The sequence below is a fragment of the Pseudomonas baltica genome (genome assembly GCF_031880315.1).
GTDB lineage: Bacteria > Pseudomonadota > Gammaproteobacteria > Pseudomonadales > Pseudomonadaceae > Aquipseudomonas.
In genome coordinates, this window is sequence record NZ_CP134771.1 from 2,620,281 (window position 1) to 2,634,558 (window position 14,278).

At 60.0% G+C, this 14,278-nt stretch carries 14 protein-coding genes and 1 tRNA gene; 12 read left to right on the top strand and 3 right to left on the bottom strand.

The genetic code is table 11. The features are described from left to right. The first annotated feature begins 760 nt into the window (after positions 1 to 760). Together REH34_RS11555 and REH34_RS11560 are read left to right on the top strand one after the other, a co-directional pair. On the top strand, positions 761 to 994 hold the full coding sequence (locus REH34_RS11555; RefSeq protein ID WP_311972076.1) for a type II toxin-antitoxin system Phd/YefM family antitoxin: 234 nt from the start codon (positions 761 to 763) through the stop codon (positions 992 to 994). A 10-nt stretch (positions 995 to 1,004) separates the two neighbouring features. Further along, positions 1,005 to 1,289, top strand: a complete 285-nt coding sequence (locus tag REH34_RS11560) for a type II toxin-antitoxin system RelE/ParE family toxin (protein WP_311971710.1) — start codon at positions 1,005 to 1,007, stop codon at positions 1,287 to 1,289. A gap of 132 nt (positions 1,290 to 1,421) precedes the next feature. On the opposite strand, the gene REH34_RS11565 is transcribed toward REH34_RS11560, so the two are convergent. From REH34_RS11565 to REH34_RS11575, 3 genes are all read right to left on the bottom strand, one after another. Further along, a tRNA-Thr gene (locus tag REH34_RS11565) sits at positions 1,422 to 1,497 on the bottom strand. Positions 1,498 to 1,559: 62 nt separating this feature from the next. After that, positions 1,560 to 1,985 carry a pilin gene (locus REH34_RS11570; protein WP_311971711.1) on the bottom strand — a complete coding sequence of 142 codons (426 nt, stop codon included), beginning with the start codon at positions 1,983 to 1,985 and terminating at the stop codon, positions 1,560 to 1,562. A 74-nt stretch (positions 1,986 to 2,059) separates the two neighbouring features. Next, entirely contained in the window at positions 2,060 to 2,455 is a 396-nt protein-coding gene (locus REH34_RS11575) for a pilin (protein WP_311971712.1), read from the bottom strand. A 229-nt stretch (positions 2,456 to 2,684) separates the two neighbouring features. On the opposite strand from REH34_RS11575, the gene pilB reads away from it, so the two are divergent. The 10 genes from pilB (at position 2,685) to REH34_RS11625 (ending at position 14,263) form a co-directional block, all read left to right on the top strand. After that, complete coding sequence (pilB, locus tag REH34_RS11580; protein ID WP_311971713.1) at positions 2,685 to 4,385, top strand: type IV-A pilus assembly ATPase PilB; 1,701 nt, start codon at positions 2,685 to 2,687, stop codon at positions 4,383 to 4,385. Between the two features lie 3 nt (positions 4,386 to 4,388). After that, positions 4,389 to 5,606, top strand: coding sequence for a type II secretion system F family protein (locus tag REH34_RS11585; protein ID WP_311971714.1), 1,218 nt, complete (start codon positions 4,389 to 4,391; stop codon positions 5,604 to 5,606). A 4-nt stretch (positions 5,607 to 5,610) separates the two neighbouring features. After that, the gene (locus REH34_RS11590; RefSeq protein ID WP_311971715.1) at positions 5,611 to 6,480 is read left to right on the top strand and encodes an A24 family peptidase; all 870 of its coding nucleotides are present in this window, start codon (positions 5,611 to 5,613) and stop codon (positions 6,478 to 6,480) included. Beyond that, positions 6,481 to 7,101 carry a dephospho-CoA kinase gene (gene coaE / locus REH34_RS11595; protein WP_311971716.1) on the top strand — a complete coding sequence of 207 codons (621 nt, stop codon included), beginning with the start codon at positions 6,481 to 6,483 and terminating at the stop codon, positions 7,099 to 7,101. Then, positions 7,098 to 7,301, top strand: coding sequence for a DNA gyrase inhibitor YacG (gene yacG, locus REH34_RS11600; protein ID WP_226506437.1), 204 nt, complete (start codon positions 7,098 to 7,100; stop codon positions 7,299 to 7,301). Before coaE ends, yacG begins: the two co-directional genes overlap by 4 nt. 478 nt (positions 7,302 to 7,779) lie before the next feature. Next, entirely contained in the window at positions 7,780 to 8,919 is a 1,140-nt protein-coding gene (locus REH34_RS11605; RefSeq protein WP_311971717.1) for an LLM class flavin-dependent oxidoreductase, read from the top strand. Positions 8,920 to 8,943: 24 nt separating this feature from the next. Then, positions 8,944 to 10,572, top strand: coding sequence for an ABC transporter substrate-binding protein (locus tag REH34_RS11610; RefSeq protein WP_311971718.1), 1,629 nt, complete (start codon positions 8,944 to 8,946; stop codon positions 10,570 to 10,572). Positions 10,573 to 10,672: 100 nt separating this feature from the next. Continuing rightward, positions 10,673 to 11,632, top strand: coding sequence for an ABC transporter permease (locus tag REH34_RS11615; protein WP_311971719.1), 960 nt, complete (start codon positions 10,673 to 10,675; stop codon positions 11,630 to 11,632). A 52-nt stretch (positions 11,633 to 11,684) separates the two neighbouring features. Next, positions 11,685 to 12,545 carry an ABC transporter permease gene (locus REH34_RS11620; RefSeq protein ID WP_311971720.1) on the top strand — a complete coding sequence of 287 codons (861 nt, stop codon included), beginning with the start codon at positions 11,685 to 11,687 and terminating at the stop codon, positions 12,543 to 12,545. After that, the gene (locus tag REH34_RS11625; protein WP_311971721.1) at positions 12,542 to 14,263 is read left to right on the top strand and encodes an ABC transporter ATP-binding protein; all 1,722 of its coding nucleotides are present in this window, start codon (positions 12,542 to 12,544) and stop codon (positions 14,261 to 14,263) included. Before REH34_RS11620 ends, REH34_RS11625 begins: the two co-directional genes overlap by 4 nt. Positions 14,264 to 14,278: the final 15 nt, after the last annotated feature.

Here is a 14,278-nt window from a genome sequence, read left to right on the forward strand (position 1 = left end):
ACCGGAACTCTAGGAACCCGGCAGACCCGAAGGTCTCCCACGCACAGCCGCCATAAACAAGATGTGCAGGCACAAAAAAGCGCCTGCAATCGTAATGGGGGCGCCTGTGCGCCTAGAGTTGATCGGGCCGTCAAACCCGTTCGCTGAATTTGCAGCGACGGGGCGAACGATACCGAGCATCGGACAAGGCTGCAATAACCTTGGAGGGATAAAGGCTGATGAGCATGCCAGCCGAGAGGGAGCCCACCCTGCTCAGGGTCTTGCGCAACAATGCGGAGCCGCGCTATCTCGCTGAGAATGACGCCGGCTAAAGCGTGATCAATAGGTGCTCGTACAAAATAATGAAGTTCGGGCTGCGTGCTCACATCGCCCCAAAAGATTCACATAGGTCCGCCCAAGCGTTCACAGCGCAGAGTGCGTCAGCGGGAGCGGGCCTGCCTGGAAGACTCGATACTCGACCAAATGCATAATCGGTACGCCCGGCGGGATGCCTGACTGCAAGGTATCAAAGCTTCCAGACCGCATGGAGACCGTCGACCATGCGCGCGAAAATGCGTATTGCTTTGCGTAATATCTTGCGTAATACTTTGCATCCAGAACCACCATGCACATCCGAATGATGATGACAGCGATTCTGATAATGAACTGACGACAGACGACTCACACTGACGACGAACCGACTACTGATAATCGACTACCGAGGATAAATAGCATGAGTGCACTCTTGAACCGGGCTGAGCAGGCAGTGTCGGCCACCGCTATGGTTCGTAGTTTTGGTGCGCGCCTCAAGGATGTTACCAGTGGTGAGGTGCCCCACTTGGTAATCTTCAAAGACAACGAGCCAGCAGCTGTTTTGGTAGGTGTTGAAACCTACCAGGCCATGCAGGATGAGCTCGAAGATCTTCGCGCTGAACTGCTTGCCATCGAGCGCCTGCCCAGTCTGGATGATACGAATACGGTGAGCCTCGAGGACATGATGGCTCGTTTTAAGTAGGCAAACTCACATGAAATGGAATGTTCAGTTTCACCCTGCTGTGTACGACGACCTCAAGCGACTGGGCAACACTGACGCGAAAAGAGTCCTGAAAGCGATTGATGAACGTATCGCTAACGGGGAGCCTGACAAGATCGGGAAACCGCTGAACGGGACGCTGGCCGGCTTTAGGCGGTTAAGGGTCGGGGACGTACGCATCGTCTACCGTATCAACGGAACCGAAATCGTTTTGGTGGTCTGCGTAGGTCCCCGTCGTAACGACGATGTTTACGAAACGGTCACCAAACGCTTGTGAATAACAAACCCCGCTTCGGTGGGGTTTTTCATTTAATGCGGGAGTTCTATCACGCTGTTACTGGCCGGAACAGTAATTCAAGACGAAAAAAAACCGCTCAAGGCGGCCGTGGCGTGCTGGTGACGGGAGAAATGGTGCCGGAGATAGGAATCGAACCTACGACCTTCGCGTTACGAGTGCGCTGCTCTACCGACTGAGCTACACCGGCGGTGATGGTGGCGTAAATTAGCACTGTCGTCGCGACCGTGCAACGCCAGTGCGGGTTGCGTGTTAATTGGACGAGCCATGTGGGCAGCCAGCTGGCGCTAGAGAAGCATCAGCCGATGTTGAGCATGACCAACCGGTCACGCTGTTACGCGTCCAGGTTACAGTCTGCCCTTTTACCGAGGCAGGGCCATTGGCAAGCGTGCAGACAATTGTCCCAGCTCCCGTATTTGCATTGCTGGTGACAACCTGACTACTGCAGCTATAGGAACTGGCTGCTGCGCCTATATCGGCTGCGGAGGTAATGGTCGTACCTTGCACCAAGCTGATATCAAATATTTGCTTGAGGTTTCCGCCCTCTGCAACACCTGCCACAACAGATGCACGTCCTTGGTAAAGCGAATATGCAGGAATAGCGATGGCTGCGAGGACACCGATTATGGCGATCACAATCATGATCTCTATCAGCGTGAAACCTTTCTGGTCCGTCATAAAGGCACCTCGACATTAACGCAAAACGGCCTCGCTACGAGGCCGTCTCCAGAGCCATTACCGACCGTCTAGGATCACGAGCACCCTTTAGGCATATAGGCTGCGTCTATGTTGGCAGCCGTGCAAGACCAGCCAGAAGTGTCAACCCGATTTAAGGTGATTGTGCCAGTTGAGATTGCTGATGGCGCATTCTGCAATGTGCACTTGATGGAGCCGCTAACACCGGCTGTAATTGTCCAAGCACAGTTCTGAGTAGTCGCGGCGTTCAAGTTAGCGGCCGTTGGTGCTGTCCCACCATTTTGCAGATCTTCGAAGTTAGTGGTAAGCGCTTTAGCCTCAGCCAAACCCGCAGTGGCTTTTGCACGACCTTGGTATTTGGAATAGGCAGGAATTGCAATCGCAGCCAAAATACCAATGATCGCAATCACGATCATCAATTCAATGAGTGTAAAACCTTTTTGAGCTTTCATATTTACTACGCCTCCAATGGACAATCAGGTCGTTTGACCGTTGCAGGAGTATTAGCAAGCGTCGTGCCATGTCCCTGAACGTGTCCTCAAGCGGTATTTACGGCTGCTCCACCGGTTGGTGGGACGAGAAAACGCTAGAAACTGACATTTTACGTCACGCTGCACGTCCGATTTGGATCTAGTGCCCGACTACGCTATAAACCACCTATCCGAAGCATCAGGTACGACCATGAACGATATCGCTCTTTCAGGCTTGGCTAAGCAGCTGGTTCAGGCAGAAGTCATCACTGACAAGGCCGCGCAACAGGCTTACGCTCAGGCGCTTCGCAACAAGACGCCCTTCGTCCATTACTTGGTACAGAACAAGCTTGCCAAAAGCAGAGAAATCGCTGAGGTCGCAGCAGATCAGTTCGGCGTGTCATTGCTTGATCTCAAGACCCTCGATAAAGAGTCAAACCCACGCGGTGTCGTCAGCGAGAAGCTTATTCGCCAACACCATGCGCTACCGCTGTGGCGCCGCGGCAACAAGCTGTTCATCGGTCTGTCCGATCCTACCAACCACCAAGCCATCAACGATATCCAGTTCAGTACAGGTCTGACAGCAGAGGCAATTCTTGTAGAAGATGACAAGCTTACGGAGGCAATAGAGCGCTTCTTTGACTCCGGCAGCACTGGTTTGGAAGACTTGGCGGATGTCGATCTGGACGGATTAGACGTTGAATCTGTCAACGACGACCGCAATGAAAACATCGCAGGCCAGGACGCTGATGACGCTCCTGTGGTACGTTTTGTTAACAAAATGCTACTCGATGCAATTCGCGGCGGCTCATCAGACCTGCACTTCGAGCCCTATGAAAAAATCTATCGCGTACGCTTTCGGACCGACGGCATGCTCCGGGAGATTGCACGCCCTCCAATAAATTTGGCCAACCGGATCGCCGCGCGCCTCAAAGTCATGGCCAGTCTCGACATCTCGGAACGTCGCAAGCCGCAGGATGGCCGGATCAAGATGCGGATATCCAAGAACAAGGCGATCGACTTTCGGGTCAATACCCTGCCTACGTTGTGGGGCGAGAAGATCGTAATGCGGATCCTTGATCCCTCAAGCGCGCAAATGGGTATTGACGCGCTCGGCTACGAGCCCGAGCAGAAAGAACTGTACCTTCAAGCGCTGAAGCAACCTCAGGGCATGATCCTTGTTACTGGTCCTACGGGCTCAGGTAAGACGGTCTCTCTGTATACCGGTATCAATATTCTGAACACGGTCGATATCAATATCTCGACCGCAGAAGACCCGGTTGAAATCAATATGGAGGGCATCAATCAGGTCAACGTGAACAACCGCCAAGGATTAGATTTTGCTTCTGCGCTTCGGTCTTTTCTACGACAGGATCCAGACGTCATCATGGTCGGCGAGATTCGAGATCTCGAGACTGCAGAGATTGCTATCAAGGCTGCCCAGACAGGTCACCTTGTTCTCTCGACGCTCCACACCAATAGTGCCGCTGAGACCCTGACACGCCTGCAGAACATGGGCGTGGCCAGCTTTAACATCGCGACCTCTGTCAGTCTGATCATTGCCCAGCGATTGACGCGCAAGCTTTGCCCCGTGTGCAAGAAATCCGCTGAGATTCCACGCGAGGCGCTGATAGCCGAGCGTATACCGGTTGATCGAATCGGGACATTTACTATTTATGAGCCCGTGGGATGCGACCTTTGTACTGGGGGTTATAAAGGCAGACTCGGTATCTACGAGGTGGTCCGAAACACACCAGCGCTTCAACAACTGATCATGGAGTCGGGTAACTCGATCGAAATCTCGGCGCTTATGCGCAAGGAAGGCTTCAATGACTTACGAACCTCTGGTCTGCAAAAAGTCATGCAGGGGCTGACTAGCCTCGCCGAAATCAATCGCGTCACCAAGGACTAAGCAATGGCCTCCAAAGCAGTAAAGACCAATGTCTATATTTGGGAAGGCACTGACCGGAAAGGCTCGTCTATCTCCGGTGAAATGACCGGCACTAGTATTCCGCTGATCAAAGCGCAACTACGTAGGCAAGGTATCTCACCCGGGAAGATAAAGAAAAAAACCACCTCTATATTCAGCAAAGGCAAAAAAATTAAGCCGATGGACATCGCGTTGTTTACGCGCCAGATGTCAACCATGATGAAAGCCGGCGTTCCGCTACTGCAATCGTTCGACATCATTGCCGAGGGCGTTGAAAATCCAAAAATGCGCGATCTGGTACTAGCTTTGAAGCTAGAGGTTGCGGCAGGCAATAGCTTTGCCACCTCGCTAAGGCAAAAGCCCGAGTATTTCGACGACCTATACTGCAACCTCGTCGATGCCGGCGAACAGGCAGGCGCACTCGAAGCATTGCTGGATCGAGTTGCGACTTATAAGGAAAAAACCGAGGCGCTCAAAGCAAAAATCAAGAAGGCAATGACTTATCCAATAACGGTTTTGGTCGTCGCGCTCATCGTATCGTCGATCTTGCTTATTAAAGTAGTGCCGCAATTTCAGGCCGTGTTTTCCGGCTTTGGCGCGCAGTTGCCGGCGTTCACACTGATGGTCGTCAATCTTTCAGAAATCATGCAGGCATGGTGGTGGGTGGTCTTGGGCGCGATTATCGCATTCATGTACGCATTCAAATACGCTTTTAAACGTAGCCAACGCATGCGCGACGGTATCGACAGAGGCCTGCTGAAAATACCGGTCATTGGCCAAATACTCTATAAATCGGCCATCGCCCGCTACGCTCGCACGTTATCAACCACCTTCGCCGCGGGCGTACCCTTGGTGGAGGCGCTGGACTCTGTAGCAGGGGCTGCCGGCAACGTGGTGTTCAAGATCGCTGTAGGGAAAATCAAGCAAGATGTTTCCAGCGGCACACAACTCAATACCTCGATGCGCGCCACTGGAGTGTTTCCAAGTATGGCTATTCAGATGACGTCCATCGGCGAAGAGTCGGGTGCGCTGGATGAAATGCTGGATAAAGTAGCAGGTTATTATGAAGCAGAAGTCGACAACATGGTCGACAGCCTTACCACCCTGATGGAACCAATGATCATGGTCATCCTCGGTGTCGTCGTCGGGGGTCTAGTAGTCGCCATGTACCTCCCCATCTTCCAACTCGGCTCAGTCGTCTAACCCCATGTCCCTACCCGAATTCCTGGCCAGTTCCCCCCTGGCCTTCACCCTCTGCTCCCTGCTCCTCGGCCTCCTGGTCGGCAGCTTCCTCAACGTGGTCATCCACCGCCTCCCCATCATGCTCGACCGCGACTGGCGCACCCAATCCCGAGAAATCCTCGACCTGCCCGCCGAGCCGCCAACCGAGCGCTACAACCTGATCCTCCCCAACTCCACCTGCCCCCACTGCAACCACAAAATCCGCGCCAGCGAAAACATCCCGATCCTCAGCTACCTGTTCCTCAAAGGCCGCTGCTCCGCCTGCCAGGCCCCCATCAGCAAACGCTACCCCCTCGTGGAACTCGCCAGCGGCCTGCTGACCGCCTTCATCGCCTACCATTTCGGCTTCGGCTACCCGGCAGGCGCCTTCATGGTCCTCACCTGGGGCCTGCTGGCGATGAGCATGATCGACGTCGACCGCCAGCTTCTGCCCGACGCCATTGTGCTGCCATTGCTCTGGCTCGGCCTGATCGTCAACAACTTCGGCCTGTTCACCGACCTCTCCAGCGCGCTGTGGGGCGCGGTGTTCGGGTATCTGTCGCTGTGGCTGGTGTTCTGGCTGTTCAAGCTGGTGACCGGCAAAGAGGGCATGGGCTACGGCGATTTCAAGCTGCTGGCCATGCTCGGCGCCTGGGGAGGCTGGCAGATCCTGCCGTTGACGGTGCTGCTGTCATCCCTGGTAGGCGCGGTGTTGGGCGTCATCCTGCTGAAGCTGCGCGATCAGGCGACCAGCACGCCGATCCCCTTTGGTCCTTATCTGGCGATTGCGGGCTGGATTGCATTGCTGTGGGGTGGTCAAATAACCGCCTCGTACATGCACTTCGCCGGATTCTAAATGACCACAGCTGCAAAACCCTGGGTGTTGGGCCTGACCGGTGGTATCGGCAGCGGCAAGAGTGCCGCCGCCGAACGCTTCGCCGAGCATGGCATTCATGTGGTGGATGCCGATCAGGCCGCGCGCTGGGTCGTGGAGCCCGGGCGGCCGGCGTTGCAGCAACTGGCCGAGCATTTTGGCGTGGATATTCTGCAGCCCAGCGGGGCGCTGGATAGATCAGCGTTGCGTAAACGCATCTTTGAAGATGCCGAGCAGCGGCGCTGGGTCGAGGCGCTGTTGCATCCGCTGATCGCGCAGGAGATCGCCGATAATCTGGCTCAGGCGACGTCGCCTTACGCGGTGTTCGTGTCGCCGTTGATGGTGGAGTCCGGGCAGTACAAGCGTACCGACCGGTTGCTGGTGATCGACGCGCCCACCGAGCTGCAACGCGCGCGCACGCTGAAACGCGATACCACGACCGCCGAACAGGTCGAGGCCATCCTCAAGGCCCAGGCCAGCCGCGAACAGCGCTTGGCCTTGGCTGACGACGTCGTGCTCAACGACCGCGATCTGGCCTGGCTGCACAGTGAGGTCGATCGCTTGCATCACTTTTATCTGAATTTGCCTGGAGCTTCTGAATGAGCCAACCCTTGACCGTCGAATGCCCTACCTGCGGCGCGCCTGTGGAGTGGAACGCGGCCAATATCAACCGTCCGTTCTGTTCTGATCGCTGCAAACTGATTGACCTGGGCGCCTGGGCGTCGGAGGAGCACAAGATTCCGGTGAGTCCGGATGCCGAGGATGATCTGTTCTCGGATGATTTGCCGCCCCGCGAGCATTGATTTTGGGTGGGGGTTGAGGGCCCTTTCGCGGGCAAGCCTTGCTCCCACAGGTGTACGACTCAGGTCCGTCAACTCTGTGGGAGCAAGGCTTGCCTGCGAAGGGGCACTGAAGAACACCATCAGCCAACAGCAACTGTTGCGTTTCGCCGCCGCGCGAGCATTGATTTTTGGGTGGGGGCTGAGGGCCCTTTCGCGGGCAAGCCTTGCTCCCACAGGTGTACGACTCAGGTCCGTCAACTCTGTGGGAGCAAGGCTTGCCCGCGAAGGGGCCCGTGAGAACACCATCAGCCAACAGCAACTGTTGGGTTTCCAACACTTGCAGAACAATAAGCACGGCAGCCAACACCGCCACACCCTGTCCGCCTACCCCCGCCCCCATAAAATCCCCAGCTATTTCAACACCCTGCAACCGATCCCAAGGTAGCGGCACAGCCGTTGCAATCACCCTCTGACGAACGTGAACGTCGGAGTGTGCCCTTTGCCTTTGTTGCCCTCGCCCCTGGATTTTCCCGACAGCCCAGTCTCCCGCGCTTTCGCTCAGCCCTTGATGCTCGGTTTGTTCCTGCCGGTGCAATCCGGCGGCTGGAGTCCCTCGGCCCTGCCCCGCAGCACCGACTGGCGTTTCGAGTACAACAAGCAGCTGACCCTGCGCGCCGAGGCCCTGGGCTTCGACCTGGTGTTCGCCTTGGCCGAATGGCTGGGCAAGGGCGGCTATGGCGGCGAGATCCGTTACCACGACGAGTCGCTGGACGCCTTCATCACCCAGGCGGCGCTGGCCTCGGTGACCGAGCGCATCCTGCTGATCTCGACCCTGCACGTGCTCTACGGCCCCTGGCACCCGCTGCACCTGGCCAAGTTCGGCGCCACTCTGGACCATATCAGCAACGGCCGCTGGGGCCTCAACCTGGTGACCGGCCACCGCCATCGCGAGCACCGCCGCTTCGGTCAGGAACCCATCGAGCACGACCAGCGTTACCATCAAGCCGATGAATTCATTCGCGTGGTCCAGCAACTCTGGACCGGCACCGAAAACCTCGATTTCAACGGCGACTATTACCGCCTCGAAGAAGCCTACAGCAGCGTCAAGCCGCGCTTCGGCCGGCCCGTGCTGGTCAATGCCACCGGCTCCACGGCCGGCATCGATTTCGCCGCGCGGCACTCGGACATCATCTTTACCACCAGCCCCGGCAGCGCCGAGATCGAAGACGCGCTGGCCAAGCTGCCCGACCACCTGCAGCGCATCAAACAGGCCGCCAAGGGCTACGGCCGCGAAGTGCGGACCCTCATCAACCCGCTGGTGATCTGCCGCGACACCGACGCCGAAGCCTGGGAAGTGCACGCCGCGATCACCGCCGCCGGCGACCCTGGCACCCTCGAAGGCCATGCCCGCGAGGCCAGCGATGCCCATGCCTGGCGTGGCCATCAGGCGGCGCACCGTTACGTGGGCGGCAACATCCAGCTGGTGGGCAGCCCCGAGACGGTGGTGCGCGACATCATCCGCCTCAGGCAAGCCGGTATCGATGGCATTCAACTGAGCTTCTTCGATTTTGCCCCTGATCTGGAACAGTTCGGCGCGCGCGTCTTGCCGCTGCTGTACCAGGCCGGTCTGCGCCACTGATCAACTCTTCAAGGATGACTGTGCATGGCCTTTTCTCGTCGTCAATTTATCGCTGGGCTGTCCGCTCTCCCCTTGCTCGGTGCCAGCGTGCCGTTCCTGCCCAGCGCCCTCGCCGCCGCCACTGCCGAAGCGGCGAGCGGCAAGCGGATCTTCAACCTGCTGGTCAATCCCGAGCCGCCGTCGCTGAGCTCGTTCAACACCACGGCGGGCACCACTATCACCGCCAGCAGCAAGGTCCTCGAAGGCTTGCTCGGCTACAACGAACAACTGGCGCCGCAGCCGGGGCTGGCGGTGGCCTGGAAGGTCGCCGACGATGGCCTGAGCTATCACTTCGATCTGCGCCAGAGGGTCAAATGGCATGACGGCCAGCCGTTCACCTCGGCCGACGTGGCCTTCTCGCTGGACCTCATCAAGCGCTATCACCCCCGCGGCGGCAGCACCTTCGCCAACCTGACCACGGTGGAAACGCCGGACGAACATACCGCCATCGTGCGCCTTGCCAAACCGGCGCCGTACCTGATCCGCGCCTTCGCCGGTGGTGAAACGCCGATCCTGCCCAAGCATCTTTACGATTCGGGCGACCCGCTGAGCAACCCGCACAACAACGCGCCCATCGGCACCGGCCCGTATCGTTTCAAGCAGTGGCAGCGCGGCAGCTACATCGAGTTCGAGCGCAACGCCGATTACTGGGGCGCCAACCCACCGGGCGTCGATACCCTGTACCTGAAAGTGGTGCCGGATTCGGCCTCGCGCCTGGCTGCCTTCGAAAACGGCAGCCTCGACGCCGGCGGGCAAAGCCCGGTGCCGCTGAGCGACCTGGCGCGTATCACCGCGTCCGGCAAGCTGAAGTTCACCACCCGCGGCTACAACTACAGCATCACGCCGACCATGCTCGAGTTCAACCTCGACAACCCGCTGCTGTCGCGCCTCGAAGTGCGTCAGGCCATCGCTCACGCCATCGACCGCGAGGTGATCAAGAAGGTGGTGTATTACGGCTATGCCGATGTCAGCGTGTCGCCGATTCCCAAGAATTTCCCGCAGTACGTATACACCGGGCCGGACCCGTACCCCTTCGACATCGCCAAGGCCAACGCCCTGCTGGATGCGGCCAATCTGCCGAAAAAGGGCACTTCGCGCTTCAGCCTGACCCTCGATCCGCTGCCCTATGGCGACAGTTATGCGCGCACGGCGGCCTATATCCGCACGGCCCTGTCACGCATCGGCATCGACGTGCAACTGCGCTCGCAGGATTTCCCGACCTACAGCAAGCGCATCTACACCGACCGCGATTTCGATTTCGCTGTGGTCGGCATGGGCACCATGTTCGACCCGACGGTGGGCGTGCAGCGGTTGTTCTGGTCGAAGAACTTCCGCAAGGGCCTGCCCTTCTCCAACGGTACCCACTACAACAATCCCGAGGTGGACCGTTTGCTGGAGGCCGCTGCGGTGGAGACCGACGAGCAGAAGCGCGGCGAGTTGTTCAAGGCGTTCCAGAAGATCGTTATCGAGGAAGTGCCGTCGCTGACCTTGGTGATGCAGCAGCAGGTGACTGTTTACAACGCTCGGGTGTCGGGTTTCGAGGGGGATGGCAACGGGCTGGATGGCAGCCTGGCGTTGGTGCAGTTGGGTAATACGGCGCTGGCTAATGGGTGAGCCTTTGGAGCTTCGCGGGCAGAGCCCGCTCCCACAGGCGCCTTCGGGGCCCGAGACTGCGCAGCGTGGTAATCGAGGGCAGGCGCGGCGGATTCTCAGGTTGGCGCGGCGCACTGTATGGCAGGCGATACCCACGGTGTTGGGCATTCTGGTGCTTAACTTTTTGCTGCTGCGCTTGATTCCCGGCGACGCGGTGGACGTACTGGCCAGCGAGTCTGGCGGCGCCACCGAGGCGACCTTGGCGCAATGGCGCAGCCACTTCGGCCTGGACTTGAGCTTGTGGCAGCAGTTGCTCGCTTACCTCAATCATCTGGTGCACCTGGACCTGGGGGTGTCGCCGCGCTTCAACCTGCCGGTGGGCCAGTTGATCGCCGAGCGCCTGCCAAACACCTTGTTGCTGATGGTCGGCGCCCTGGCATTGGCTTTGGCGATCGGGATCAGCGCCGGGGTGATCATGGCCAGCCGCGTCGGGCGCTGGCCCGATCGATTGTTGTCGCTGACGGTATTGCTGCTGTATTCGACGCCGGGTTTCTGGATCGGTTTGATGGCCGTGGTGCTGTTCTCGGTGACGCTGGGCTGGCTGCCCAGCGACGGCATCGAAACCCTCGGGCTGGACCTGCACGGCAGCGCCTGGCTGTTCGACCGCTTCAAGCACGCGATCTTGCCGATCCTCACCCTGGCGACCTTCTACATCGCGCTGTATGCACGCCTGACTCGCGCTTCGATGCTCGAGGTGCAGCGTCAGGATTTCGTGCGCACCGCCCGCGCCAAGGGTCTGCCTCCCGCCCGTATCGCCGTGCGCCATGTACTGCGCAATGCGCTGCTGCCGGTGACCACCTTGGCGGGCCTGCATTTCGCCGCGCTGCTGGGCGGCGCCGCGGTCACCGAGACGCTGTTCGGCTGGCCCGGGCTGGGGCGCTTGACCCTCGATGCGGTGCTGTCGCGCGACTACAACCTGCTGCTGGGGATTCTGCTGCTGTCGTCGATGCTGGTGGTGGTGGTCAACGTCGCCATGGACCTGCTGCAAGCCTGGCTCGACCCGCGTATCCAGGTGCAATGAACGCAGCCCCCCGCGCTACAGGTAACCGGACAATTTGATGAGTGAGTGCGCAATGTCGATGACTACAGGCCATAGCGAAAGCCTCTGGGCCGCCTTGCGGCGCAGCCCGGCGGCGTTGATCGGCGCCGGGGTGCTGCTGGCGATGCTGGCCATGGCGCTGAGCGCGAGCTACTTCTTCCCCGGTGATCCCTCGGACATGGTCGCCGAGCCGCTGCTGTGGCCCGGCGCCGATCCGGCCTATCCACTGGGCACCGATTCGCTGGGCCGCAACGTGGCGGCGGGCATCGCCTATGGCGCGCGGGCCTCGTTGCTGATCGCGGTGTCCGGGACCTTGCTAAGCGTGGTCATCGGCGTGTTCGTCGGGGCTATCGCCGGCTACCACGGCGGTCGCCTCGGGGACGTGCTGATGCGCATCACCGAAGTGTTCCAGACGGTGCCGTCATTCTTGCTGGTGATCGTCATCGTCGCCATCGGCAACCCCACGGTGAACATCATCGCCCTGGCCATCGGCATCTCGTCGTGGCCGACCATCGCCCGGCTGATCCGCGCCGAATTTCGCACCCTGCGCGAAGCCGATTTCGTCACGGCGGCGCGTGCTCAGGGCTTCAGTACGCGCACCATCATCCTTGACGAGATTCTGCCCAACGCCTTGGCGCCGCTGATCGTCACCACCTCGATCCTGGTGGCCTCGGCGATCCTCATCGAAGCCGGCCTGGCGTTTCTCGGCATGAGCGACCCCAACCGGCCGAGTTGGGGCGGCATGATCGGCGCCGGCCGCGAGCAGATCGCCAGCGCCTGGTACCTCACTGCGCTGCCGGGCTTGGCGATCATCCTCGTGGTACTGGCCTTCAACATGCTCGGCGACGGCCTCAACGATGCCCTCAACCCGCGCCTGCGCCGGTACATCCCATGAGCCTGCTCGAAGTACGCGGGCTGCGCGTGGGGTATCAAGGTGTCGAAGCGGTGCAGGGCCTGGATTTCAGCCTCGCAGCAGGCGAAACCTTGGCGCTGGTGGGGGAATCGGGCTGCGGCAAGTCCACCACCGCGCTGGCGTTGATGGGGCTGTTGCCGGGCAACGCGCAACTGAGCGGCGAGGTGCTGTTCGAAGGCCGCGACCTGCTGCGCCTGTCGCCTCGGCAATTGCGCCAGGTGCAGGGCAAGGACCTGGCCATGGTCTTTCAAGAGCCGCTGTCGAGCCTCAACCCGGTGCTCACCCTTGGCGAGCAATTGACCGAAACCCTGCTCGCCCACACGAACCTGACTCGCCGTCAGGCCTGGCAGCGCGCCGAGGAACTGTTCGGGCTAGTGCAGTTGCCGCGCCCCGCCGCGCACTTGCGCGAGTACCCGCAGCATTTGTCGGGCGGCCAGCGGCAACGGGTGATGATCGCCATGGCCATCGCCTGCGAACCACGATTGCTCATCGCCGACGAGCCGACCACCGCGCTGGACGTGTGCGTGCAGGCGCAGATCCTCGAATTGCTCGACCGCCTGCGCCGCGAGTTGCGCATGGGCCTGCTGTTGATCACCCACGACCTGGGCGTGGTCAAGCAGCAGGCCGACCGGGTGATCATCATGCACGATGGCGTCGCGCTGGAGCACCGACCGACTGCCGAGCTGTTCCGCTGTCCGACGCACCCCTACACCCACGGCCTGCTCAATGCCTCGCTGGACCGCGATCACGACCAGCATTACCGGCACAATCGCCTGGCCGAGATCCAGGTCACCCGCCGTGCCGGGCAGCCCAACAGCTACACCATCAGCAGCACCTTGCACGCGCCCGGCAAGACGCCGCAGGCAACGCCCGCGCAGAGCACGGCGCTGTTGCGCGCCGACAACCTGAGCTTCGCCTATGGCCAGCGCGATGTGCTCAGCCAACTGTCGTTTCGCATCGGCGCGCGCGAGACGGTCGGGCTGGTGGGCGAGTCGGGGTGCGGCAAGTCGACCTTGAGCCGCGCACTGCTCGGTCTGCTGGCGCCGCGCGAAGGCCATATCGAGTTCGCCGGACGTGACATCGCCACCCTCGACAGGGTGGAACGACGCCAATGGCGCAGCCAATTGCAGATGGTCTTTCAAGACCCCTACGCGGCGCTCAACCCACGCCACAGCGTCGAGACCCTGCTCGACCGCGTGCAGCGCCTGCACGGCCAGGACGATGCTCGCCAGCGGCAACGCGCGCGCGAATCGATCCTCGACGCCGTGGGCTTGCCGCGCAGCAGCCTGAACCGCCTGCCCCATCAGTTTTCCGGCGGCCAGCGCCAGCGCATCGGTATCGCGCGGGCGTTGATCGTCAGGCCGCGGCTGGTGATCTGCGACGAGCCGGTGTCGGCGCTCGACGTGTCGACCCAGGCGCAGATCCTCAACCTGCTGGTGGAGCTGCGCGAGGCCTTCGACCTGTCCTATCTGTTCATTTCCCACGACCTGTCCGTGGTGCGCTATTTCGCTGACCGAGTGTTGGTCATGCATGACGGACGCATCGTTGAACAGGCCACGCCCCACAGCCTGTGGGAGAACCCTCAGCATGCGTACAGCCGACGCTTGCTGGCGGCGATCCCCGGCACGCGGGTGCCTGCATTGATCCAAAGCCCACTGCCACTGGCCCAGCAGCGCTTGCCGTTCGCTGTGGCCTGCTAACCAAGGAGCCTTTTC

Excerpts from the sequence above, each read along its gene's own strand:
- REH34_RS11570 (WP_311971711.1), bottom strand. The coding sequence starts at position 1,985 with ATGACGGACCAGAAAGGTTTCACGCTGATAGAGATCATGATTGTGATC.
- REH34_RS11610 (WP_311971718.1), top strand. The coding sequence starts at position 8,944 with ATGGCCTTTTCTCGTCGTCAATTTATCGCTGGGCTGTCCGCTCTCCCC.
- REH34_RS11620 (WP_311971720.1), top strand. The coding sequence starts at position 11,685 with ATGTCGATGACTACAGGCCATAGCGAAAGCCTCTGGGCCGCCTTGCGG.
- REH34_RS11560 (WP_311971710.1), top strand. The coding sequence starts at position 1,005 with ATGAAATGGAATGTTCAGTTTCACCCTGCTGTGTACGACGACCTCAAG.
- coaE (WP_311971716.1), top strand. The coding sequence starts at position 6,481 with ATGACCACAGCTGCAAAACCCTGGGTGTTGGGCCTGACCGGTGGTATC.
- REH34_RS11625 (WP_311971721.1), top strand. The coding sequence starts at position 12,542 with ATGAGCCTGCTCGAAGTACGCGGGCTGCGCGTGGGGTATCAAGGTGTC.
- REH34_RS11590 (WP_311971715.1), top strand. The coding sequence starts at position 5,611 with ATGTCCCTACCCGAATTCCTGGCCAGTTCCCCCCTGGCCTTCACCCTC.
- yacG (WP_226506437.1), top strand. The coding sequence starts at position 7,098 with ATGAGCCAACCCTTGACCGTCGAATGCCCTACCTGCGGCGCGCCTGTG.
- pilB (WP_311971713.1), top strand. The coding sequence starts at position 2,685 with ATGAACGATATCGCTCTTTCAGGCTTGGCTAAGCAGCTGGTTCAGGCA.
- REH34_RS11555 (WP_311972076.1), top strand. The coding sequence starts at position 761 with ATGGTTCGTAGTTTTGGTGCGCGCCTCAAGGATGTTACCAGTGGTGAG.
- REH34_RS11575 (WP_311971712.1), bottom strand. The coding sequence starts at position 2,455 with ATGAAAGCTCAAAAAGGTTTTACACTCATTGAATTGATGATCGTGATT.
- REH34_RS11585 (WP_311971714.1), top strand. The coding sequence starts at position 4,389 with ATGGCCTCCAAAGCAGTAAAGACCAATGTCTATATTTGGGAAGGCACT.